Below are 23,505 nucleotides of genomic sequence, written 5' to 3'. Positions count from 1 at the left end.
GGCAATTGTTAATGGAAAGTTGTTTAAACATGACAAATGCGGGAAGGATCACGAAAAAATGCACCGATATGAAAAACCGCTGGAAGCTGTGCGTTACATCACTATTTCATGGGTAAAAACCCATTGATCTTGCTGACACAATGCGAGTAAAAGTTCTCTCACACAGACTAAAACACCCTTTTAAATAACAATAAATTTACATTTAGACAGCCAAAAACCTGCTTTTCAGCCCTGCGAAATCAGCGGGTTAGTTTTTTGCTGCCTGAATGTGTCAATCGCCCGTCAAAGGAGCGTACATGGAGCGCATTTTGCAACAACGTCAACGTTGGTACGGGGTCCTGGCCCTGCTGTTTCTGATCGTCATCGCCTATGCCGATAGGGTCAATATTGCCGTGATGCTGGTCAATCCCGATTTCCTGCAGCACTTCCAACTCGACGGCAACCGCGCGCATCAAGGCATGCTGATGACAGTGTTCTTACTCGGTTACGGGCTTTCCGCCATGTTGCTGACGCCGTTCCTGGAAACGCTGATGGGTTACCGCCGTGCGCTGACGCTAAGCATTGTGCTGTGGGCGCTGCTCACCGCCGCGTCACCTCTGGCAGGATCGGTATTGCTGCTGTTTGCGGTGCGCGCGCTGCTGGGGATCAGTGAGGGGCCATTGTTCTCGCTGAAAACCATGTATATCGGCGATCACTTTTCCGCCCATGAACGTGGGCAACCCAATGCGATCAGTACATTGGGTGTCTCACTGGGGTTAGTGATCGGTTTTCCGCTAGTGAGTTTCCTGATGGCACACTTCGGCTGGGCCGTCTCTTTCTACCTGCTGGCGCTGATCAATCTGCTGCTGGGGTTAGCGCTGGTGCGGCTGTTTATACACCCGGCATCGCTGGCGTCACGCACTGTAGAGTCTCGCACGGTCATGACGCGTGTCTGGGAGACGTTTGTTTTGGCCTGGCGTACACCGATGCTGGGTTGGATCATGCTGATCGAGATCGCCACCCTCAGCTACCTGTGGGGTTCCAGCTCCTGGTTACCCGCCTACCTGACCGACGAGAAAGGCTTTTCCATCAAACAAATGGGCTGGATGGCCTCGCTGCCGTTTGTCGTCAGCATCGCCTCCAAATACCTTGGCGGCGTGCTGCTCGATCGCATCCGCCCCTACCAGGCACCGTTGATCTTCGCCTTTGGCGGTGCGGCAACGGCGCTGTGCATTTATGGCGTGATGCACAGTGAACAACTCGGCTGGATCGCATTTTTCCTGCTGGCGGCCAATGCCTGCTGGGGCGCTCAGGGAGCCGCGATCCCTACCCTGTTACAGCATTATGCGCAGCCGCAGGCGGTTGGCAGCGCCTATGGGCTGATTAACGGCATTGGCAATATGTTTTCGGCGTTTGTACCGATGATCATGGGTATGGTGATGGCCAGTCAGGGCAAGGTTTCTTCGGGATTTGCCGTGCTGATCCTGTCGCAATTAGTGACACTGCTGGCGGGCGGCGTGCTGTTCAGTCGGATGCTGATGACGCGTGAGGTAAAGCGGGTATAAAACAGTCGGGCTGCACAATACGCCCGACGGATATATTTAAGCTAATGGCGGCTCAACGCCCTTTCTTTTTACGGCCCGGCTGTGCGAAGCGCTTACGCGCAGGGGCATTTCCGCTGGGCTTTTCTGCACTTTTCGACCCGCTGTTCCCCGGTTTTTTCACCGCAGGCTTGGCTTTCTTCGTTGGTTTGGCCTCTGAGGAGGAGCCCTCAATGGATTTAAACAACTCGACCAGTTCGTCGTCGGTTAAATCACGCCATTCACCCGGCGGCAACCCGGCCATGCTCACATTCATAATGCGAGTACGTTCCAGCTTGGTCACTTCGTAGCCGAAATGCTCGCACATGCGGCGAATCTGGCGGTTCAACCCCTGGACCAGCACGATGCGAAACACAAAGGGGGCTTCTTTCTTCACCTTGCACTTTTTGGTCACCGTGCCCAGCATCGGTACACCGGCCCCCAGGCCACGGATGAAATCGTCAGTCACCGGTTTGTTCACCGTGACCAGATATTCTTTCTCGTGGTCGTTGCCAGCGCGCAGGATTTTGTTCACCAAATCGCCGTGGTTGGTGAGGAAAATCAGGCCCTGAGAGTCTTTATCCAACCGCCCGATCGGGAAAATACGGGTACTGTGATTGACGAAATCAACAATATTGTCTTTCTCGCCTTCTTCCGTGGTGCTGACAATACCGACCGGCTTGTTCAACGCAATAAAGATCAAGTTGTCTTCATTGCGCGGTTCAATCAGTTGACCGTTGACCTTGACCACGTCTCCTGGAAACACCTGATCGCCAAGCGTCACGCGCTTGCCATTGATAAAAACATTGCCTTGTTCGATGTAACGATCGGCATCGCGGCGGGAGCAAATACCGCTCTCGCTAATATATTTGTTAAGACGTGTGGATTGTTTCGTCAGCATGGTTCCTCCGTAAGCCCGGATTATAGACCTTCGAGGCAACAGATACAGGCATTTTCATGGTGCGGTAACGAACGGTAAACTGAGTGTTTTAGACTATATTTTTCCGTTCTACATTCACCACCCGCTATACCCTATGGATTTCAAGTTGCAGCCAGGCGCCCAGCGCATTCATCCTCAGGAGCTTACTCAAGTAAGTGACTGAGGTGAATGACAAATCTGTCAGGAACAGATTTGAACGCTGCTTGCAGCGGCCCCGAAGGGGCTTGTAAAGCAGGTAACAACGCTGCAGCTTGAAAGACGACGGGTATACTTATTTCGTTTTTTTAGCAGCCTGCAGGTACAGCATTTCCAGGCCCAGGGTCGCCGCAGCCAGCGCGGTGATCTCAGACTGATCGTAGGCCGGTGCCACTTCCACCACGTCCATACCGACGATATTCAGTGACTGCATGCCGCGCACCAGCTTCAGCGCACGATCGGAGGTCAAGCCGCCAATCACTGGAGTACCGGTCCCCGGAGCAAATGCAGGATCCAGGCAGTCGATGTCGAAGGTCAGGTAGACCGGCATATCACCGACGATCTGTTTGATCTGAGCCAGCAGATCGTCAACGGTACGATCGTTAACCTGTGCGGCGTCCAGCACGGTGAAACCATTATCATGATCGAACTCGGTACGAATACCGATCTGCACCGAGTGCTTTGGATCGATCAGGCCTTCGTTTGGCGCATGGAAGAACATAGTGCCGTGATCGTATTGGCTGCCGTTAGCATAGGTGTCGGTATGCGCATCGAAGTGCACCAATGCCAGTTTGCCGAAATGCTTAGCGTGTGCACGCAGCAGTGGCAGTGTGACGAAGTGGTCACCGCCGAATGAGAGCATACGCTTACCCGCTGCCAGCAGTTTTTCCGCGTGCGCTTGCAAGTTGTCACTCATGTCCTGAGCATCGCCAAAGTTGAACACGATGTCGCCACAATCGACGACGTTCAAACGATCGCGCAGGTCAAAATTCCACGGCCAACGGTTGCCTTCCCACGCCAAATTGGTGGAAACCTGGCGGATTGCCGCCGGGCCATGACGGCCACCGGCGCGGCCGGAGGTTGCCATGTCAAATGGAATGCCGGTGATGACCCACTCTGCATCGCTGTCGTAAGGCATGAAGTTCAGCGGAAAGCGCAGGAAACCAAAGGCGTTGGACACTAAAGAATTATCGGACTTATGGCCTAAGGTGCTCATAGTAAACCCTCATATTTCAACGTTTCACCTGGCGAAAAATCACACAGGCGCTGACAAAAAAAAATCCCTCCCGCGTCGTTAGCCCGACGAGAAAGGGATTGATACAGAATCTGGTTCAGTACTGCTGATACGGCAGATTATCGCCGCATTTCGTTCGCGCTTCAAGAGCGCGCATCATCATCCTGCCGACTCGTCACCGTCCAGTATAGGCACTACTGCTTCACCAGTACGGGTTGCTGGCTATAACGCGCCGGGAATAAATGCTCCAGCTGTTTTATTTTCGGCTGATCGTTAATCATGATGTAGAGGGAATCAGGGTGTTCAGTCAAAAAATTCTGATGGTAAGGCTCCGCCGGGTAAAAATGCCCGTTGCTCTCAATACGCGTAACCAGCGGTTGATCGTAACTGTGGCTGGCCTGCAGCTGAGCAATATAGGCATTGGCAACCTGCTGTTGTGAAGCATTCAATGGGAAAAGCGCGGAACGATACTGCGTGCCACTGTCCGGTCCTTGCCGATTCAGCTCTGTGGGGTTGTGCGCCACGGAGAAAAAGATCTGCAACAGGTCGCCGTAGGACACTTGAGCCGGGTCAAAGGTCACTTTCACCGACTCCGCATGGCCGGTATCGCCGCCGCTGACCTGCTGATAATCGGCAGTTTGCGCGGTGCCTCCGGTGTAACCTGAGATGGCGCTGGTGACGCCCTTCACATGCTGAAAGACGCCCTGCACGCCCCAGAAGCATCCACCGGCAAAAATAGCGGTCTCAGTGTGCGAGGTGCCTGCTGGCTCATCAACCGCAGGGGCTGGGATCACTACCGCGGTTTCCGCTCCGCCAAATGACCACGCGTTTCCCTGCCAGAGGCCCACACCCACCAGCGCTACCACGCCAGTGATGGCATAAGATCGCAACAACATGCCTAACCTGTTTGAACGTTTCATCATATTCACCACTGGATTAACCGAAAGTAAAGGCGTAGGCAGCAACCCCTGCCTGTTCAAATTCAATACTGAAGGTGTGTTCTCCAGCGCCGTCTGTTTGCCGAATCAGCTGGTAGAGACGCTGATCGGTGACCACGCCGCGTCCGTCCGGTGTCACATCCGTGCCGTGCATTTCACCGGGTGCTTTGCCATCCAGCGTCACTTTGAACGCGACCGGTTTACCCCCGGCGTTCGGGCCTAGCACCAAATGCAGATCACGCGCATGGAAGCGGTAGACGATGCGCCCTTGAGGGGCATTCAACATCACGTTTTCTTCGCCAACCGTCCAATTCCCCACCAACCCCCAATCATTGAGCGGTAAACTTGCCGGCACGACATAGCTGGCGCTCCGGTCTTGAGCGGCCTCGCCGGAAGCAAAGTTTTGCGCCCGCGCGTAGCCCAGATAGGTTTCTGGTGAGATATCAGCCTGATTGCCCGCCGCCTGTTCAACGCCCTGCCCGGCAACCTGGCTAACGGCCGTGCTGATATTTTTTGCCCCAGCCTGGCGCAGCAGTTCCTGAATCACCCGCTCAGATTGCGCATAGTCGCCTTCACCAAAATGCTGGTAACGAATATGCCCGGTGGCATCGATAAAATAGTGCGCAGGCCAATATTGATTGTTGAACGCGCGCCAGATGCTGTAGTTGTTATCGATAGCGATCGGGTAGTTGATACCCAGTTTTTTCGCCTCTTTGGTGACATTGCCAATATCTCTCTCGAAGGCAAATTCCGGCGCATGTACACCAATCACTACCAGCCCCTGATCGCGGTATTTCTCCGCCCAGGCCTTCACGTAAGGCAGAGAGCGCAAGCAGTTGATGCAGGAGTAGGTCCAGAAATCGACCAGGACCACCTTGCCACGCAGGGACTCTGTCGTCAGCGGCGGGGAATTCAACCACTGTACAGCCCCTGACAGGGACGGCATCTCGCCCAGGTCATCCAACATCGGTTGAGCGTCGACTGCCGTTTGCACCGGAGGTCGCACCGGCGTGGTAGCGGGCGTCAATGTCTGTACTAACCGCTGTTCAATTCCCCCCGTCGACGCCGCGGAAAGACGTGCCAACACCGTGGTATCCAGGCCAAGCGCAATCGCCACTACCCCCACGAGCATTGCCGCCCCCAGTCCCCGTCGGATCCATTCACCGGCGCCCAGTGAGCGTTTCATGGCGCTAAATACCTTACCGCCGATCAACAATGCCAATGCCAGCGACGTTGCTGCCCCTGCGGCATAGGCCAATAGCAACAATGTTGAGCCGACGTTAGCCCCCTGCAATGCCGCTCCTGTCAAAACCAGACCGAGAATAGGGCCGGCACAAGGTGCCCAGAGCAGGCCAGTGGCGATACCCAGCAGCAACGACGAGCCAACCTGGTGCTGTTTGTCTGCCGCAATCTTGTCAGACAGGCGATTACCGGCCGATACCAATGGGTGCATCACGCGTTCGGCAACCGACGGAAACAGTAAGGTGATGCCAAATACCGCCATCAGGATCAACGCCAGCCAGCGACCATATTGATTGGCCGCCACAACCCAACCACCACCGACGGCCGCCAGCGTGGCAAACAGCGCAAAGGTCAGCGCCATTCCCGCCAGCATCGGCAAACCGGAGCGTAAGAAAGGGCGATCGGCACGCGAGAAAATGAACGGCAGCACCGGCAGTATGCACGGGCTGGCGATGGTCAGAATGCCGCCGAGATAAGCCAGTATCAGGATCAACATGTCGCTCTCCCCATTATGCCTGTTGCGGCGTGAACAACAGCGCCAACCCGTTCATGCAGTAACGTAACCCGGTAGGTTGCGGGCCGTCGTCAAACACGTGTCCAAGATGCCCGCCACAGCGCCGACAGTGCACCTCGTCTCGCACCATGCCGAATGAACGGTCCTGGCGCTGGGCAACGGCATGGTCAAGAGGCTGATAAAAACTCGGCCAGCCGGTATGGCTGTCAAACTTGGTATGGGAGGAAAACAGCGGTAAATCGCACCCTGCACAGGAAAACACCCCATCACGGTGTTCGTCATTCAGCGGGCTGCTGTAGGGTATTTCGGTGCCCTCCTCGCGCAAAATATGGTATTGCGCGGCGGTCAACCGCGCGTGCCACTGTTGATCAGTGTAGTTGACTTCAAATTGCGCGGTGGCCGCAGCCCGCGCGGCCCACGTTGGCAATAGCCCCAGCGAAAACGCCGCGGACAGGCCGCCGCCAACCAGAATAAACTGCCGTCTGTTCATCATCATTGCCACCCCGAAGACTGATCAAACCGATAGTGACAACCTACAAAGAAAACCCTGTCCGAATCCTCACGGAGAGTTAACAAATTTGTGATAACTGATAGGAGATAAGGGGTATTGCGAGGGGAAATGCGGGAGAAAACCAATAAAAAAGCCGGGCATCAAAGAGATGCCCGGCTTTTCAGCGTGACTTACTCATCTTCTAAATAAGTATAACCGTACAAACCGGCCTCAAACTCTTCCAGGAACTGCGCTTGCAGCCCACTGTCCAGATCGGTTTCTTTTACCTGATCGCGGAATTTGGCCAGCAGCGCAGTAGGATCGAGCTGCACGTATTCCAACATGTCGGCAACGGTATCGCCTTCATCAGACAATTCAGTTTCTACCGTGCCATCAGGGAAGACAAACACGTCCACCGAGGCGGTATCACCGAACAGGTTGTGCATATTGCCCAGGATTTCCTGGTAGGCACCCACCATAAAGAAGCCCAGCGCCGGCGGATTTTCCGGATCGTACGGCGGCATTGGCATGGTGGTCGCTACGCCGTCACCGTCGATGTAGTGATCGATAGTACCGTCGGAGTCACAGGTGATGTCCAGCAGTACGGCACGGCCTTCCGGCGGCTTATCCAGCCCTTCCAGTGGCAACACCGGGAACAGCTGGTCAATACCCCAGGCGTCCGGCATTGATTGGAACAGCGAGAAGTTGACGTAGAACTTGTCTGCCATGCGTTCTTGCAGTTCGTCGATGATTGGACGGTGCGCGCGGTTGCTTGGATCCAGTTGCTGCTGGATTTTGTTGCAGATGTTCAGGTACAACTGCTCGGCCCAGGCACGCTTGGTCAGATCCAGCATACCGTGAGCATACTGAGTGTGGACATCATGCAGGTCCATCTGACTGTCATGCAGCCATTCACGCAGCGAACGGCGGTTTTCCGGCTCGTTCATTTCCTGCCAGGTTTCCCACATGCTTTCCAGCGCGCGCGGTGCGTCCTCTGCCGGTGGCAATGGATCGCTGAATTCATTGCGCTCAACGCCGATCACATTGGATACCAACACCGTATGGTGTGCAGTAACTGCACGGCCGGATTCGGTGATCACCGTCGGATGCGGCAAGCCGTGTTCGTTGCACGCATCACCGATCCCCCAAATCACGTTGTTGGCGTATTCGTTCAGGCCATAGTTCACCGAGCAATCAGACTGCGAACGGGTGCCTTCATAATCTACGCCCAGACCGCCGCCCACGTCGAAGCACTGGATGTTAACGCCCAGTTTGTGCAGTTCAACGTAGAAACGTGCCGATTCGCGTACGCCTGTCGCGATGTCGCGAATATTGGCCAGTTGCGAACCCAGGTGGAAGTGCAGCAGTTGCAGGCTATCAAGACGGCCCGCTTCACGCAGGGTTTCCACCAGTTTCAACACCTGAATGGCTGCCAGGCCGAACTTGGACTTTTCGCCGCCGCTCGACTGCCATTTGCCGGAGCCTTGTGACGCCAGACGCGCACGCACGCCCAGGCGTGGTACCACATTCAGACGTTCAGCTTCTTCCAGCACCATGTTGATTTCGGACATTTTCTCGATCACCAGGTACACCTTGTGCCCCAGCTTTTCGCCGATCAACGCCAGACGGATATATTCACGGTCTTTATAGCCGTTACAGACGATCACGGAACGAGTCATGCCGGCATGTGCCAGCACCGCCATCAGCTCAGCTTTAGAGCCGGCTTCCAGCCCCAGCGGCTCGCCGGAATTGACCAGAGATTCAATCACGCGACGGTGTTGGTTGACCTTAATCGGGTAAACCAGGAAATAACCACCTTCATAACCGAACGATTCACGCGCACGTTTGAAAGCGGCGTTGATCGAACGCAGGCGGTGCTGCAGGATCTGCGGGAAGCAGAACAGCGCCGGCAGACGCAGACCGTCTTTTTGGCGTTGTTTGACCAAATCGGCCAGATCGACACGCGCCTGCGGGACGTCAGGATCCGGGCACACGCTGATGTGACCCAGTTCATTGACGTCATAATAATTGTTGCCCCAGTAGGCGACGTTATAAGTGCGCAGCATCTTGCTGGCATCACGATCATTCATGGCAACCTCCTGCATGGAGCGCAAAGATATAGATTCGCCCGTTGCTGACGGACGGTGAATCAACAGATCATCAGACATTACTCGCCTCACATCCCGTACTGACGATACAGTCAGCCACTATCGCAGCTACAACCCGCGAGAACAACCCAACAAACCGCCCTTGCGGCAGCGAATAAAACTGCCGTTCGCGGTCAGCGATCGGTTTATTACTCATATAATTGTAAGACACCCTGTTCAAACCTCGTGAATCGGGTCAAGAAACATCCCACAGGAAGGCTGCAGGCTACCCTTGTTCAGTTCTTCAGACGACCGTTAACCGGCCCGAGAATCCTGAGTAGCGCCCAGGTGTTTATCACACCTGAAAGGTGGTGTAGAGACAAGACGGGAAATAGCAGAAGAATGTGCGCCAGAACGGCACTGCTGTTGAGAACCAACAACCGGTAGACAACGGATCATTAATCCAACCACCTCCACGCACGTCGTCCTCAATGAACGACCGAGCCTCTATTAATTAATAGTGTAAGAACGTGACCGTTCTATGAAGCGGCGACGTCAAAAGGCCGACGTCTGCAGCTGACAATCCGGCTACCCATGGCGAGTCACAGAAGTTTACAACTTCTTTCCCCGCACTGTGCACCAAATGAGCCGCGCGCGCAGTTTATACCGATAACCAGGGGAAAATGCAAAATGAAAATTTGTCGGAAACTGTTTCAAGCGATGAAAATGGCGCCAGTAGCTTTGCGCAAAAGAGCGAAATGGCAAAAAAATACTGGCAATCCGGTCAAGGCCTGACCTAAAATAGACGTCCAGATGTTAATCCATCTATACTGATTAACGAAGAAACTGCTTAACGGCTTTGCCTGAGGGGCGTTGCAGGATGTATCTCGCGCCATCAGCGGAAGACCCTTCGCTTTGATGCCGGATCTCCAGCGCTGTGCAGTAATTTCTAACCCGTCTTATGCAAGGTAAAGAATACAATGGCTAAACACCTATTCACGTCCGAATCCGTCTCCGAAGGGCATCCTGACAAAATTGCTGACCAGATCTCCGATGCCGTCCTCGACGCCATCCTGGAACAAGATCCTAAAGCACGCGTCGCCTGCGAAACTTACGTGAAAACCGGCATGGTACTGGTTGGCGGTGAAATCACCACCAGCGCTTGGGTTGATATCGAAGAAATCACCCGTAAAACCGTACGCGAAATCGGTTATGTCCACTCGGATATGGGTTTTGACGCCAACTCTTGTGCCGTACTAAGCGCAATCGGCAAGCAATCCCCAGATATCAATCAGGGCGTTGACCGCACCGATCCGCTGGAACAAGGTGCCGGCGACCAGGGCCTGATGTTTGGCTATGCTACCAATGAAACCGAAGTGCTGATGCCTGCACCGGTAACCTACGCGCACCGTCTGGTGCAGCGTCAGGCCGAAGTGCGTAAAAACGGCACCCTGCCATGGTTGCGTCCAGATGCGAAAAGCCAGGTGACCTTCCAGTATGACGACGGCAAAATCGTCGGCATCGACGCAGTCGTCCTGTCCACCCAGCATTCCGAAGATATTTCTCTGAAAGATCTGCAAGAAGCGGTAATGGAAGAAATCATCAAGCCCGTGCTGCCAACTGAATGGTTAAGCGCCAGCACCAAATACCACATCAACCCAACCGGCCGTTTCGTTATCGGCGGGCCAATGGGTGACTGTGGTCTGACCGGGCGTAAAATCATCGTTGATACCTACGGCGGCATGGCTCGTCACGGCGGCGGTGCGTTCTCTGGTAAGGATCCGTCTAAAGTTGACCGTTCAGCAGCCTATGCAGCGCGTTACGTGGCGAAAAACATCGTGGCGGCTGGCCTGGCTGACCGCTGTGAGATCCAGGTCTCCTACGCCATTGGCGTGGCAGAACCGACCTCAATCATGGTGGAAACCTTCGGTACTGAGAAAGTCCCTACCGAACAGTTGACCCTGCTGGTGCGTGAATTCTTCGATCTGCGCCCATACGGCCTGATCCAGATGATGGACCTGCTGCAACCAATCTACCGCGAAACTGCAGCTTACGGTCACTTTGGCCGTGAGCACTTCCCTTGGGAAGCGACAGACAAAGCAGAACTGCTGCGCGATGCTGCCGGCTTGAAATAAGCCCGGGTATCCAGCGTGAAAACGGCGAGCCTAGGCTCGCCGTTTTTTTCTGAAGGAAGGGCGTCAGACACCGCGTATACAGCAGCAGGTAAGCAAGACCTAATGGGCCGCCAACTCCCTGAAGAAGGCAGGATTAGCCTGAATCGCCGCCAGCACCTTTGCAGCCAGACCGGTCGGATTACGCCTTTTTGTTTCCCAGCTTTTAATGGTATCAACGCTGGTACCCAACACCTTTGCCATTTCACTCTGAGAAATATTAAGCTGCGCCCTGATCGCTTTCACATCGGCGATATCATAACGAGTGACATTGGCCGGAGCCTCAACCCCGTTCTTAATCGCGACGGCCTCTTCAAGAGACGTTTTCATATCGTCAAAAAAGCTCATGTCATACCTCATCTTTCAGCAATTTCGTCAATGTCTTCAGCTCTGACCTTTCCATGTCGCTCAGACTGTCTTTACTATTTTTCGGGTAGGCCATTACCAGATAGATGACCTCTTTGGTTGCCAGAAAGTAAATCACTCTGGCACTTCCACTTTTACCCTGGGAACCTGTAGCCATTCTGACTTTCCGCAGGCCACCGGTTTTCTGGATCAGATCGCCTTTATCGGGTGATTCGATGAGTTCTTTCTGGAGTTCTTTTAGCTCGTCGTCCGTGGCAATTTGCCTTACCTGCCGCGTAAACATCGGGGTCTCAATAAATACTAGCGCATGACTCACTGGCACCCTCTCCATGCTGAGGTACAAAGTACACCAGAAAATGTACTGTGTACACCTTGATAATTTGAGTGTAGGGGTACCTCTTTCCTTGCCTTTCGACAGGATTCAGAGCATCCGCGCGCAGTATATTTATCTTCCCCCAGATTTCCGCGCCCTTTCCGCACGGGATATCCGTTCTGCGTAGCCGTACGCAAAGCGTTGCAATAGCATGAAAATACGAAAAAAATAAAGGCCCAGCGATGCTGAGCCTTTGATTCTAGAAACGGCAGGAACGGCGTCGGTTATGAGGTTTGTTTACGCAACAGGTAAACGAAATACGGCGCGCCAATAAAGGTCGCCAGCAGCCCGGCAGGGATTTGGTACGGGAACATCACCATCCGTCCGCACCAGTCAGCAAACACCATCAGCAAACCCCCTAACAACGCGGAAATTACCATCTGCGGTAACGCACGGCGGAAGCCCAGCATGCGCGCCATATGCGGCGCCATCAGGCCAATAAAACTCAGCGGCCCTACGGTCAATGTCGCCATCGCGGTCAGCGTGGCGGCCAGTAGCAAGATGGTTAACCGCACCGGCGTCAAAGCAATACCCACCGAGCGTGCAGTGGCACTGCCAAGCGGCAAAATACTGAGCCAGCGGCGGCACAGCGGTGCCAGCACAATCAACGTCGTCGCAATAATCGCCGTTCGCACTGCCTGCTCCGGCGTCACCGAATAGGTGGAACCAGAAATCCAGGTCAGCAGCCCACCGGTACGCGGATCGCCACTGGCTAACAGCAGGAAAATGGTAGTGGTGAACGCCGTGCTAAGCGCAATACCGGCCAACAGCATGCGTTCGGTGGAAAAACCACCCCGCCCTGCAGCAATTATGATCACCAATAAAGTACCGGCAGCGCCCAGGCTCCCAGCGGGCAGCAACCAGACAAAGGCATCACCCGGTACGACCAACAGCATTATCACCACGCCGAACGCAGCACCTGAGCTGATACCCAACACTTCCGGGCTGGCCATCGGGTTACCCGTCAACTTCTGAATTAACGTCCCCGCAACCGCCAGCATCATGCCCGCAGCCAAAGCCGACAATACCCGTGGCCAGCGCCACGGCATCAATGACTCCAGCTCGGCGCCCTGACTCCAGTGCCAACCGGCAGCGTTTTGCCCAAACATCAGTGCCACAGCCAGCCCAGCGAATAACACCGCCCCCGCCAGCGCAACCCACACCAACAGATGACCACGTTCCGCCGGTACCTTATCCCCCAGATTCATTGGCGGTGGCGTGGAGGCGCTGCGCAGACGCGGTAACAACCACAGCAGCAGCGGTGCACCAAATAGTGCGGTCGCGGCACCGGTAGGAACCTCACGCCATACCTGCGTCAGCCAGATCATTACCTGATCGGTTAACCACAACAGCAGCGCACCCAGCAGAGGTGCCAACATCATGCGGTGTGCCAGTCGACGTGCGCCCAGCATTTTCGCCATCAAGGGGGCAAACAAACCGATAAAACCGATCACACCAGCGGCATTAACCAGCATGGCACTGAAGATAATTGCCACGGCCAGCGCGCAAAAACGCGCCATCGACAACCCCAGCCCCAGATTGCGAGCCACACCGTCGTCCAATCCCAACAGCGTTAATGGACGCAATAACAGCACCGCCAACAGCCCTGCCACCAGCAAACGCGGCAGGATAAACTGCACGGTATTCCAGTCTTGCTGGTTCAGGGCACCGGTGCTCCACAAAAATACGCCTTGCAGTTGATCGTAATTGAACAAGGCCAGCAGGCTGTTAACCGCACCGCAATATAGCCCCAACACCAACCCGGCGAGGATCAGTGTCACCGGCGACATGCGTTTGCCCCACGCCACACCGAACACTAATCCACCGACCACCACCGCTCCCACCATCGCAGCCAATTGTCGGGTCAGTTCCCCTCCCGGCAACATCCATAGCGTCGCGACCGTCAATCCAAGCTGCGCACCGGCGGAAACGCCGAGCGTCGCGGGTTCTGCCAACGGGTTGCGCAATACCTGTTGGAAGAGTACGCCGACCAGCCCTAATCCGGCACCGGCCAGCAAGGACACGGACAATCGCGGCAGCAGGCTATAGTGGAACAACATTTGGTGAACATCGTCGATATCCGGTGCGTTCAGCGCCTGTCCCCACAGTGCCCACGGCAGCTGTTGCAGCAGGTTATAAAGCGTTAAGCCGCTGGCGCTCGCCAGCAGAACCAGAACCAACGTCACCGGCAATGCGCGGATACCTGCGTTCATGAATAGCTCTCCTGCGCGTGTTCCAGCAGGTGGCAAAAGCGCATCGCCGATAACGTCGCACCGTAGAACCACACTGCCGGTACCTGGCGCAATTGATTCTGTCTGACGAACGGCAATGCCTGCCATAACGGCGTCGAGCTGACCTTATCCATCATCGCCTGATTACCGTGATCGAGATAAATCGCCCGTGCGCTTTTCACCGTTGCCAGGCGTTCAATCCCCACCACCGCCGTGCCCCAGAAGTTGGTTTCGCCTTCCCACGCATTTTTTATGCCAAGCTGATCCATCACCTCCTGGAACAGGCTCTTCTGGCCAATAACCAGCGCATGACGGGTATCTATCAGTGAAAACATCAGGAGTGGCTGCTGGGTATATGAATGCAGGCGTTGACGCATCTCCACAATAAAGCGATCAAACTGCGCCAGATGCTGCATAGCGCGGCTTTCCAACCCTAACCGCTGCGCCAAGGCCTGCAGCGATTGCCTCGCCACCGTCAGCGGTTTGCCACTGCCGTCGTTGAAGCTAAAACTCATCGATGGTGCGATCGGTTCCAACTTTTGTGGTGTGGGCCCGTAGCCCTTCGACAGCAACATCAATGAAGGGCGAAGCTGCTGCAACAATTCGAGGTTAGGTTCGGTACGCTGACCCACGTCAATAACCGATGCAGGCAGCTTTGGCTCTTCCACCCACAGGTTGTAGTTATGAATATCAGCGACCGCCAGCGGCGTAATCCCAAGGGCCAACAGTAGCTCAATCGGCAGCCATTCCAGCGCGACAATGCGCGTCAGGTCGGGCGGCGTTTCAGCGGCGTGCCCCGGCAGGGAAAGCAGCAATGGCGACAGCGCCATTGCCGTCAACAGGCGACGGCGTACGGCATCATGATGAAACTCAGAAGAATCAGACATCAGTAGACAAAACTCACCGGCGCACCGCCGCTTGGATGTGGCAGCGTCCCCATAGGAATACCGTAAATTTGTTCCAGTACGTCACCCTGCATCAGATCTAATGGTGCGCCCTGTGCAATCATTTCTCCGCCGCGCAACGCCACCAGATGGTCGCAATAGCGCGCAGCCATATTGATATCATGCAGCACTGCAATCACCGTCAGACCGCGCTGGCTGCTTAATCGTTGGATCAACGCGAGCACGTCAACCTGATGGGCGATATCCAGCGCCGAGGTCGGCTCGTCCAACAACAGGCAGCGGCTGTCTTGTGCCACCATCATCGCCAACCAGGCACGCTGGCGCTCACCGCCGGACAGGCTGTCCACCAAACGGTTGGCAAACGGTTTTAATCCCACCAGCGCAATGGCCTCTTCCACCTGTTGGCGATCGTTGACGCCAAAGCGCCCTAAGGCACCGTGCCACGGGTAGCGACCAATCGCCACCAACTCGCGCACCGTCATGCCCTCTGCGGCCGGCAATTGCTGCGGCAAATAGGCGACCTGACGCGCAAAGGCTTTGCTGTCCCATTGGTGCAGTGGTTGTTGGTTGAGCAATACACTGCCGGTGGACGGGTTCTGATGGCGACCCAAGATTTTTAGCAGCGTAGACTTGCCAGAACCATTGTGACCGATCAACCCACAGACTTTCCCCACGGGAAAGGTCAGCGATAATGGCTGCAACAGCACACGGCCGGGAACGGCAAAACTGGCGCTATCTAACGTAAAAGTGGCGTCGTGATTGGGGTGTTTATCCTGCATAGGTCCTACTCTGTCCGGGGCGACATAACGCCGCCCCGGTTATCCGATTAGAAGCGGAAGGTTGCGGTGGCGACCACCTGACGTTCTGCGCCCCAATAGCAGCCATAGGTAGCAAAGCAGCTAGAGACGTATTCTTTATCAAACAGGTTGTTCACGTTAATGCCAATCGAGGAACCGGGCAGATTGAAACGCGCCAGATCGTATTTTATTGCGGCATCAACCACCGTGTAGTCTTTCACTTTAAAGGTATTGGCCTCATCACCATAGCTGGAACCGACATAGCGAACACCGGAGCCCAGAGTCAAACCGCTGAGTGCGGTTTCATGGAAGGTGTAATCCGCCCACAGTGAAGCCATATGTTTTGGAATCGCCGCCGGGGTATTGCCTTGAAGCGTGGTGTCCTTGGAGTACTCGGCATCCGTGTAGGTATAAGATCCCAGCAGGTTAACATTGGCTGTTAGCGCGGCTTTGGCCTCCAGCTCGACACCGCGAGAGCGAATCTCACCGCCCAGGATGCTGGCGAATTTATTATTCGGATCCGCCACCTTGTTGTTGGTTTTAGTCAGCTGATAAATCGCCATGCTGGCAGTGATGGGACGATCTTTTGGCGCAAATTTCACGCCCGCCTCATACTGTTTGCCCTTGGAGGCAGCGAAGGTGTTACCACTGACGTCCGTGCCTGAAGTCGGCTCAAAGGATTCGCTGTAACTGACATAAGGTGCAATGCCGTTTTCGAATACATAATTCAAACCGGCGCGGCCGGTGAATTCGTTGTCCTTCTGCTTTGAAACCGAATTCTGGTTCAACCGGTTGGTGCTGTTGGTATCACTCCAGTCATAACGTCCGCCCATGGTCAGCACCCATTGATTCCATTCAGCCTGGTCCTGTACGTAAAGCCCGGTTTGCTCCTGGCGATTGACCTGACTTGCACCACCCGTAATGGTGTAACTTTGGTTACCGTACTGCGGCGCCACGACATTCAGAGGGGAAGCGCTGCCGTATTGATAGACGACGTCGTTACGCATACGCATGTAGTCCACCCCCATCAACAAGATGTGAGCGACCTGCCCAGTGGCAAACTTGGCCTGTGCCTGCGTATCCACAGCAAAACTGGACATGTGCTCTTTCGAGTTCATCACGCCACGGGTCAATTCCGCAGGGTTAGTCGCGCTGATGCCCTGGCCATAGATGGATCGGTAATCAACGTCCATTTTGGAGTAACGCAAGTTTTGGCGCACCGTCCACACATCATCAAACCCATGCTCAAAGGCGTACCCAACCATCTGTTGCTTACGTGAGATGTTGTTATAGCCCGGCTCACCGTCGTTGAAACTGGTCGGCAATTTACCGTTGATACCATTTTGCACCGTGCCCTCTTTCGGCAACCAGCCATAGAAGCCCACGCTGGGGTCATCCTGGAAACTGCTGAGGAAAGTCAACGAGGTGCGATCATCAGGCCGCCAACTGAACGAAGGCGCAATAGCATAGCGCTTGCTCTTTTCTCCCACCTGCTGCTGATCTTCATCACGCGCCAAGCCGGTCAAACGGTAAGAATAAACACCCGCATCATCCAACGCACCGCCGAAGTCGAAGCCGGTCTGGAACAGATTGTCGGTGCCCATTTTGAACTGAACTTCGCGCAGGGTTTCCGTCGTTGGGCGTTTGCTGACCAGCGCGACGACACCGCCAGGGTTGCTCTTACCGTAGAGTACGGAAGAAGGACCGCGCAGCACTTCGGCACGCTCGAGGAAGTAAGGGTCAATCTGGTAAATGGAATAGTTATCGTCCTGCAGTTTCAGACCATCCAGGTACATATTGGTACCCACGGAACTAAAACCACGAATGTTCACGGCGTCGTAGGCGGTAGAGGCACCACGGTTGCCTACCATCACACCCGGCGTATACGCCAGCGCACTTTTCACCGTTTCCGGCTGGCGCATATCCATCTCTTCACGCGTCACGACAGAGACTGACTGCGGCGTTTTAATCAATGGCGTATCCGTTTTAGTCCCGGTAGCGCTGCGCTTGGCCGCATAGGTGCCGACCGGCCCCCAGGCGCTTTCCTGCTGGGACTGACCGCTGCCTACCACGGTAATCGTGTCTTCCTTGGCAGTCGATTTGGTGTCGGCGGAAAATGCTGGCATAGCCAGCGTGCCAAGTGCAGCAGCGATAGTAATCGCTAACCCACTGACGTGAAAACGGCTCTGTTTGGCCGTGGAAGGAAGACGCTTGGTCGGCATAAGTGGTTTCTCTGATGAATTATTTGATAACGAATGTAAACGATAATAATTATTATAAGCGACGCATTTTATGCAGAAGCCAAATTAAACTGCAAGTCGAATTCAGCCTGTGAATTGGTGTGAGATTAACCGCTTAGCCACATTAACCTGATGGAAATAAACTGCGCGGAGAAATAAAAAAGCCCGCAACAGAAAGTTACGGGCTTAATAACAAAGAAAAACTTTTCGCCTAAGCGTTTTACATGCTTTGCTGCTTACTTGCCGAACATGTCCTTGATCCAACCCGCGACGCCGTCAGCATCTTTTTGCTCACCCGCCTGCTGTTGCTGCTGTTGTTGCTGAGCGGCCTGGCTTGCCTGGCACAATCCCTGCGGGTTATCCGTCCATACAGGAATGGTACGCCCACCACCGCTACAGACAAAGTTACCGCTGGCATCAATGCCCATTTGGTTAATACCTTCCGGCGGCTGCAGCATCAGCGGCAGCGGCGTCTGGTTTTCCAAATAGCGGCGATAAAGGGTCAATGCACCGTTGGCACCGGTCAACTTGGCTGGGCCGTTGTTATCACGCCCCACCCAGGCGATAGCCACTTCTTTACCGTCGATGCCGGCAAACCAGCTATCACGCAAATCGTTGGTGGTACCGGTTTTCGCCGCCAGGTTGTAGTTAGGGAACTTGACCGACAGTGAACGGGAAGTCCCGCGCGCGACACCTTGTTGCATGGCGTACAGCGTCAGGTAAGCTGCCTGAGCAGGTACCACACGCTCGGCCTGCGGGAAGCTCTGATACAGCACTGAACCGTCTTCAGCAATCACCGAACGCACTGCAGACAATGGAGCACGGTTACCACCGCCGGCAATCGTCTGGTATTCCTGCGCGACTTCCATCGGTGTCAGGCCAATCGCCCCGAGCAGCATCGAAGGCACCGGGTTAATTTCTGCCTTTGGAATGCCCAAACGTTGCAGCGTAGCACTGATTTGATCCAGCCCAACCGACATACCCAAGTTCACCGTAGGTATGTTGAGTGAAAATGCCAGGCCATCCACCAGCATCACCTGACCACGGAACTTACGGTCATAGTTGTTTGGCTGCCAAACGGTACCGTTAGACAATTTCAGCGTCAGTGGTTGATCCGCCAGCCAGGTGTTCAGACGATATTTGTCCGGCTCGGACAAGGCCGTCAGGTAAGTCGGTGGCTTAGCCAGTGACCCAACCAAACGACGCGCCTGCATGGCACGGTTGAATCCGGCAAACTGTGGGTTAGCGCCACCGACCATGGCACGAACTTCACCGCTAAAGCGATCGACGATCACCATCGCCGCTTCCAGATCCTGAACGTGGCGAGCCGCCTTCAGCGCAGGTATTCCATCCTCAACCGCCTTTTCTGCTGCATCCTGTGATACCGGATCCAACGTGGTGAAGATTTTCACACCGGACAGATCGTTAACCTTGTCGCCCAGCTTGGTTTGCAGTTCCTGACGAACCATCTGCATAAACGCGGGTTGCGGCGTGATCACCCCGCCTTTCGGCTGCACGCCCAAAGGTCGAGCACTGAGCATATTATACAGCTCTGCATCGATAACACCTTGGTTCTGCAACAGTTTCAACACCAGGTTACGGCGTTCCAGCGCCAGTTTCGGGTTACGCCAAGGGTTATACAGCGACGCCCCTTTAACCATGCCCACCAACAGCGCCTGTTGATCCAGACTCAGCTCGTCTACCGGGCGGCCAAAGTAATACAGGCTGGCCAGCGGGAACCCACGGATCTGATCGTTGCCGCTCTGGCCGAGGTAAACCTCATTCAGATACAGCTCAAGGATGCGATCCTTGCTGTAGCGGTAATCTACCAACAACGCCATGTAGGCTTCGTTGGCCTTACGCCACAGCGAACGCTCGTTAGTTAAGAACAGGTTTTTCACCAACTGCTGCGTCAGTGTACTGCCGCCCTGCACTGCACGTCCGGCTGTCAGGTTAGCCAACACCGCACGGCCAATGGAATAGGGGCTGATGCCGTCATGCTCATAGAAATGGCGGTCTTCGGTGGCAATCAGCGTATCCACCAGCAGGTCTGGGAAACCGGCGCGTGGCACAAACAGACGCTGTTCACCGTTCGGCGACTGCAACATGGTGATCAGGCGCGGATCGAGGCGGAAGAACCCAAAACTGCGCTGGTTTTCCATGTTCTCGATGTTCGCCAGGCGGTTGTTCTGGAAATTGAGACGCGCGTGGATCTGGCCCTCTTTACCGTCTGGGAAATCAAATGGGCGACGCAGCATCTCGATGCTGTTGGCCTGCACGGTGAATTCACCAGGGCGTGTCATGCGGCTTACCTGACGGTATTGCATGCCCTCAAGCAAATCGACCATTTCCTTTTTGCTGTACGGCATGCCCGGTTCCAGGTTGACCATTCGGCCATAAACCGCTGCCGGCAACTGCCAGACTTTGCCGTCAATGCGGCTGCGGATCTGTGAATCCAGATAGACGCCGTAGATCGCCAGCAGAACTGCGACCACCAGAATCAGTTTGATAAGCAGGCCGAGCCAGCGGCGTTTTTTACGCGGCGGAGTCGCTTTTACCTTACGCGGCATGCGTTCTTCCTCGTCTTCATAATCATCATCGTCATCCTGGTACTCGTCTTCCTCGTAATCATCGTAATCGTCTTCTCGACGACGGCGCGGCGGCTTGCGCGACGCGGTGCGTGTTGGTTGTTTCCCTTTGCGCCCGATGGGCTCGCGGTCATCCCCAGCCATTGCTGTTACTCTCCAGACTTGGCGGCACTGCCGGCCATTATGAGTCGCTTAATCTGTCGCGGCGTCAGGCCATTGAACAGAAGAAACATCTGAATTCATCCCCTAAATCATTGGTGTTGCATCAAGGCGGCAAGAGAACTTATCCCGATGAGCTTACTCTGGTAAGTCATTCGGGTAAGTGAGTGCAGCCAACACAGATGCGGCGTCAAGTATAACGGGGATTACTGATACTTTTTCGTGCGCCGCGTCGGTGCGGTATTCGCCGGGTCGTCCGGCCACACGTGCTTCGGATACCGCCCTTTCATCTCTTTTTGCACTTCTTTGTAGGCCCCCTGCCAAAACGCCGCCAGATCGCCGGTGATTTGTAATGGCCTGTGCGCCGGTGAGAGTAACTCAAGCACTACCGGGATGCGACCTTCTGCCAGCATCGGGCTACGCTGTTCACCAAACACTTCTTGCAAACGCACGGCCAGCGCAGGCGGTTTGCCGGCGTCATAGCGAATCGGTAACCGGCTGCCGGTCGGCACAGTGTAATGAGTGGGTAACGCATTATCCAGCCGTTGCTTTTGCTGCCAGTCCAACAGCCGTGACAACGCCTCGGCAATGTTCACCTGTTTTAATCCACGCATGTCACGTACGCCACTCAGCGACGGTAACAACCACTGCTCCAATGACGCCAGCAACGCGTCATCATCGACCGGGGGCCAGGCGGCCTCTGGCAGCCAGTTTTGTGCGCACTGCAAACGCAGGCGCAACTGCTCGGCGGCGGTATCCCAGTTAAGCACCGCCACCCCCTGAGCACGAACCCAGTTGAGCAATGCCTGTTGCAGCTCTTCGTCTGCCGGTTTGGCAAGGGGTTGTGCACGCAGCGTCAAACGGCCAATCTGCTGACGTTTCCAGGCGCGCAACGTGCCTTTTTCCTCGTCCCATTCCACAGCGGTTTGCTGGGAAACGATCGCCGGCAGTTGGGCCGCCAGCGCATCAATCTCTACCGGTAGCGCCAGCAAAATACGGGCGTCGGGGCTGTTATGCCCTTGCAACAGGCCAGGTACGATCAGCCAAGGGGCTCGCGACAATGCCTCATCCTGATTCATCGCAGCGCCCATACCGTTAGCCAGCAGGTAACGACCATCCTGACCACGCCGTTGAGCAATACGGTCAGTAAACGCCAACGCCAGGAGGCTCGGCGCCAGGTCAACATCCACCTGCCCCGCTTTTGTCTGTAAACGCCGGGCCAACTGGGTAGCACGGCGTTGCCAGTTCGGCTGCGGGCGGCTCAGCCAGTAGCCAATGTCCATTTGCCCGCTGCGTGGCGGTTCTTCCAGTAATGCCGCTAACGCAGCGGCTGTCGCAAGCCCATCGGCTCCTCGCTCTGCTCCCTGGGTTAGCATCGCCGCCAAACGCGGCTCACAGCCCAGAAGGGCCATCTGGCGACCACGCGCAGTCAGTTTATCGCCTTCATCGGTAGCACCAAGGTGCCGTAGCAGCCTTTTGGCGGCCGTCAGCGCCGTCTCCGGTGGCCGATCGAGCCAGGTCAATTGCGCAACGTCATGGCAGCCCCATTGCAGTAGCTCCAGCCAGAAAGCGGCGAGATCGCTTTGCACGATTTCCGGCTCCGCATGTTCCGCCGCCCGCTCTGCCTGCTCTTTGGCAAACAGATGCCAGCAAATGCCCGCCTCCAGGCGCCCTGCACGGCCAGCACGCTGGATCATTGATGCCTGGCTAATGCGTTGCGTCACCAATCGCGTAAGGCCGTTACGCACGTCATAACGCGCTACCCGCTCCAGACCACTGTCTACCACTAACCTAATGCCTTCGATGGTCAGGCTGGTTTCAGCGATGTTGGTTGCCAATACCACTTTACGGCGGCCTGCTGGTGCGGCCTGAATCGCTTTCTGCTGCTGTGCTAACGGCAAGGCACCGTACAGTGGGCATAACTCGATATCGCCCGCGACGTCACCGCTCAACCGCTCCAGTACGCGGTGGATTTCAGCCACGCCGGGCAAGAACAGCAGCAATGAGCCCGCCTGCTCAGACAACAGGCGCTTAACCGCGCTCGCCACACCGTCCTCCAGCCGTTGGTGGCTGGCTAATGGCTGATATTGACGCTCGACAGGGAAGCTGCGGCCAGCGGACACCACCACCGGCGCCTGTGGCAACAACTGCGTCAGACGAGCGTTATCCAGCGTCGCCGACATGATCAGCAGTTTTAAATCGTCGCGCAGCCCCTGCTGCACGTCCAATAGCAGTGCCAGCGCCAGATCGGCCTGCAGGCTACGCTCATGGAACTCATCGAGAATCACTAACGAAACGCCCTGCAGCTCAGCATCCTGCTGCAACATGCGGGTAAGAATGCCTTCTGTCACCACCTCGAGCCGGGTATGCGGCCCACTTTTGCTTTCGGCGCGCATGCGGTAACCCACCGTCTGACCGGGTTCCTCCCCCAGTTGCTGCGCCAATCGGTATGCCACGTTTTTCGCCGCCAGCCGCCGGGGTTCGAGCATAATAATGCGGCCCGGCAAACCGGCGTTAGCCAGGATCTGCAACGGCAGCCAGGTCGATTTACCGGCACCGGTAGGTGCATGCAACAATACCTGCGGGGCGGATTGCAGTGCAGTGAGCAATTCATCAAGAACCGCACTGACGGGCAGTGAAGACACAGAACTCTCCGTAGTGGTTAACATTGGACGGCGCACATTGTAGCATTAGA

Annotated in this window: 18 protein-coding genes; 2 read left to right on the top strand and 16 right to left on the bottom strand. The window is 55.5% G+C overall.

Features of this window, described 5'->3' with window-relative positions:
• Positions 1-296: 296 nt before the first annotated feature.
• Positions 297-1,544 carry an MFS transporter gene (locus AC2FC2_RS21395; RefSeq protein WP_490659880.1) on the top strand — a complete coding sequence of 416 codons (1,248 nt, stop codon included), beginning with the start codon at positions 297-299 and terminating at the stop codon, positions 1,542-1,544.
• Between the two features lie 52 nt (positions 1,545-1,596).
• On the opposite strand, the gene rluF is transcribed toward AC2FC2_RS21395, so the two are convergent.
• From rluF to AC2FC2_RS21355, 8 genes are all read right to left on the bottom strand, one after another.
• Positions 1,597-2,460, bottom strand: a complete 864-nt coding sequence (gene rluF, locus AC2FC2_RS21390; RefSeq protein WP_209637582.1) for a 23S rRNA pseudouridine(2604) synthase RluF — start codon at positions 2,458-2,460, stop codon at positions 1,597-1,599.
• 310 nt (positions 2,461-2,770) lie between these two features.
• Positions 2,771-3,691, bottom strand: coding sequence for an agmatinase (gene speB / locus AC2FC2_RS21385; protein WP_209637580.1), 921 nt, complete (start codon positions 3,689-3,691; stop codon positions 2,771-2,773).
• Positions 3,692-3,903: 212 nt separating this feature from the next.
• The gene (gene msrA / locus AC2FC2_RS21380; protein ID WP_265556799.1) at positions 3,904-4,605 is read right to left on the bottom strand and encodes a peptide-methionine (S)-S-oxide reductase MsrA; all 702 of its coding nucleotides are present in this window, start codon (positions 4,603-4,605) and stop codon (positions 3,904-3,906) included.
• A 40-nt stretch (positions 4,606-4,645) separates the two neighbouring features.
• Positions 4,646-6,385, bottom strand: a complete 1,740-nt coding sequence (locus AC2FC2_RS21375; RefSeq protein WP_490659879.1) for a cytochrome c biogenesis protein DipZ — start codon at positions 6,383-6,385, stop codon at positions 4,646-4,648.
• A 13-nt stretch (positions 6,386-6,398) separates the two neighbouring features.
• Complete coding sequence (gene msrB / locus AC2FC2_RS21370) at positions 6,399-6,896, bottom strand: peptide-methionine (R)-S-oxide reductase MsrB (RefSeq protein WP_490309092.1); 498 nt, start codon at positions 6,894-6,896, stop codon at positions 6,399-6,401.
• Between the two features lie 188 nt (positions 6,897-7,084).
• Positions 7,085-9,061, bottom strand: a complete 1,977-nt coding sequence (gene speA / locus AC2FC2_RS21365) for a biosynthetic arginine decarboxylase (RefSeq protein ID WP_209637572.1) — start codon at positions 9,059-9,061, stop codon at positions 7,085-7,087.
• Positions 9,054-9,197, bottom strand: a complete 144-nt coding sequence (locus tag AC2FC2_RS21360) for a virulence promoting factor (RefSeq protein ID WP_112347340.1) — start codon at positions 9,195-9,197, stop codon at positions 9,054-9,056. The genes speA and AC2FC2_RS21360 overlap by 8 nt, the downstream gene beginning before the upstream one ends.
• Before the next feature lie 98 nt (positions 9,198-9,295).
• Positions 9,296-9,439 (bottom strand): hypothetical protein, encoded by a 144-nt coding sequence (locus tag AC2FC2_RS21355; RefSeq protein WP_490309091.1) that lies wholly within the window; start codon positions 9,437-9,439, stop codon positions 9,296-9,298.
• A 521-nt stretch (positions 9,440-9,960) separates the two neighbouring features.
• Between AC2FC2_RS21355 and metK the strand changes: the two genes are divergently transcribed.
• Positions 9,961-11,115, top strand: a complete 1,155-nt coding sequence (metK, locus tag AC2FC2_RS21350; protein WP_004947833.1) for a methionine adenosyltransferase — start codon at positions 9,961-9,963, stop codon at positions 11,113-11,115.
• A 99-nt stretch (positions 11,116-11,214) separates the two neighbouring features.
• Here the strand turns inward: metK and nadS are convergent, their stop codons facing one another.
• The 8 genes from nadS to hrpB all read right to left on the bottom strand — a co-directional run bounded on the left by nadS (position 11,215) and on the right by hrpB (position 23,455).
• Positions 11,215-11,499 carry a NadS family protein gene (gene nadS / locus AC2FC2_RS21345; protein ID WP_209637570.1) on the bottom strand — a complete coding sequence of 95 codons (285 nt, stop codon included), beginning with the start codon at positions 11,497-11,499 and terminating at the stop codon, positions 11,215-11,217.
• Between the two features lies 1 nt (position 11,500).
• Positions 11,501-11,833 (bottom strand): type II toxin-antitoxin system RelE/ParE family toxin, encoded by a 333-nt coding sequence (locus AC2FC2_RS21340; RefSeq protein WP_209637568.1) that lies wholly within the window; start codon positions 11,831-11,833, stop codon positions 11,501-11,503.
• 281 nt (positions 11,834-12,114) lie between these two features.
• A complete protein-coding gene (gene fhuB, locus AC2FC2_RS21335) occupies positions 12,115-14,103 on the bottom strand; it encodes a Fe(3+)-hydroxamate ABC transporter permease FhuB (RefSeq protein WP_490659878.1) in 1,989 nt (662 codons plus the stop codon).
• Positions 14,100-15,008 carry a Fe(3+)-hydroxamate ABC transporter substrate-binding protein FhuD gene (gene fhuD / locus AC2FC2_RS21330; RefSeq protein ID WP_209637564.1) on the bottom strand — a complete coding sequence of 303 codons (909 nt, stop codon included), beginning with the start codon at positions 15,006-15,008 and terminating at the stop codon, positions 14,100-14,102. The genes fhuB and fhuD overlap by 4 nt, the downstream gene beginning before the upstream one ends.
• Entirely contained in the window at positions 15,008-15,805 is a 798-nt protein-coding gene (gene fhuC, locus AC2FC2_RS21325) for a Fe3+-hydroxamate ABC transporter ATP-binding protein FhuC (RefSeq protein WP_209637562.1), read from the bottom strand. Before fhuC ends, fhuD begins: the two co-directional genes overlap by 1 nt.
• 47 nt (positions 15,806-15,852) lie before the next feature.
• A complete protein-coding gene (gene fhuA / locus AC2FC2_RS21320) occupies positions 15,853-18,045 on the bottom strand; it encodes a ferrichrome porin FhuA (RefSeq protein WP_490659877.1) in 2,193 nt (730 codons plus the stop codon).
• 254 nt (positions 18,046-18,299) lie between these two features.
• Positions 18,300-20,795, bottom strand: a complete 2,496-nt coding sequence (mrcB, locus tag AC2FC2_RS21315; RefSeq protein ID WP_490659876.1) for a bifunctional glycosyl transferase/transpeptidase — start codon at positions 20,793-20,795, stop codon at positions 18,300-18,302.
• A 221-nt stretch (positions 20,796-21,016) separates the two neighbouring features.
• Positions 21,017-23,455 carry an ATP-dependent helicase HrpB gene (gene hrpB / locus AC2FC2_RS21310; RefSeq protein WP_490659875.1) on the bottom strand — a complete coding sequence of 813 codons (2,439 nt, stop codon included), beginning with the start codon at positions 23,453-23,455 and terminating at the stop codon, positions 21,017-21,019.
• Positions 23,456-23,505: the final 50 nt, after the last annotated feature.

The organism is Serratia sp. CoH_122_TC_1 (assembly GCF_058191755.1).
The sequence above is the reverse complement of the archived record's forward strand: the minus strand, read 5'-3'. Positions and strand labels throughout refer to the sequence as shown.

Coding starts and splice junctions, on each gene's coding strand:
- speA (WP_209637572.1), bottom strand. CDS start 9,061: ATGTCTGATGATCTGTTGATTCACCGTCCGTCAGCAACGGGCGAATCT.
- AC2FC2_RS21355 (WP_490309091.1), bottom strand. CDS start 9,439: ATGATCCGTTGTCTACCGGTTGTTGGTTCTCAACAGCAGTGCCGTTCT.
- rluF (WP_209637582.1), bottom strand. CDS start 2,460: ATGCTGACGAAACAATCCACACGTCTTAACAAATATATTAGCGAGAGC.
- AC2FC2_RS21360 (WP_112347340.1), bottom strand. CDS start 9,197: ATGAGTAATAAACCGATCGCTGACCGCGAACGGCAGTTTTATTCGCTG.
- nadS (WP_209637570.1), bottom strand. CDS start 11,499: ATGAGCTTTTTTGACGATATGAAAACGTCTCTTGAAGAGGCCGTCGCG.
- fhuC (WP_209637562.1), bottom strand. CDS start 15,805: ATGCAGGATAAACACCCCAATCACGACGCCACTTTTACGTTAGATAGC.
- AC2FC2_RS21395 (WP_490659880.1), top strand. CDS start 297: ATGGAGCGCATTTTGCAACAACGTCAACGTTGGTACGGGGTCCTGGCC.
- metK (WP_004947833.1), top strand. CDS start 9,961: ATGGCTAAACACCTATTCACGTCCGAATCCGTCTCCGAAGGGCATCCT.
- fhuB (WP_490659878.1), bottom strand. CDS start 14,103: ATGAACGCAGGTATCCGCGCATTGCCGGTGACGTTGGTTCTGGTTCTG.
- fhuD (WP_209637564.1), bottom strand. CDS start 15,008: ATGTCTGATTCTTCTGAGTTTCATCATGATGCCGTACGCCGTCGCCTG.
- speB (WP_209637580.1), bottom strand. CDS start 3,691: ATGAGCACCTTAGGCCATAAGTCCGATAATTCTTTAGTGTCCAACGCC.
- mrcB (WP_490659876.1), bottom strand. CDS start 20,795: ATGGCTGGGGATGACCGCGAGCCCATCGGGCGCAAAGGGAAACAACCA.
- msrA (WP_265556799.1), bottom strand. CDS start 4,605: ATGTTGTTGCGATCTTATGCCATCACTGGCGTGGTAGCGCTGGTGGGT.
- fhuA (WP_490659877.1), bottom strand. CDS start 18,045: ATGCCGACCAAGCGTCTTCCTTCCACGGCCAAACAGAGCCGTTTTCAC.
- msrB (WP_490309092.1), bottom strand. CDS start 6,896: ATGATGAACAGACGGCAGTTTATTCTGGTTGGCGGCGGCCTGTCCGCG.
- AC2FC2_RS21375 (WP_490659879.1), bottom strand. CDS start 6,385: ATGTTGATCCTGATACTGGCTTATCTCGGCGGCATTCTGACCATCGCC.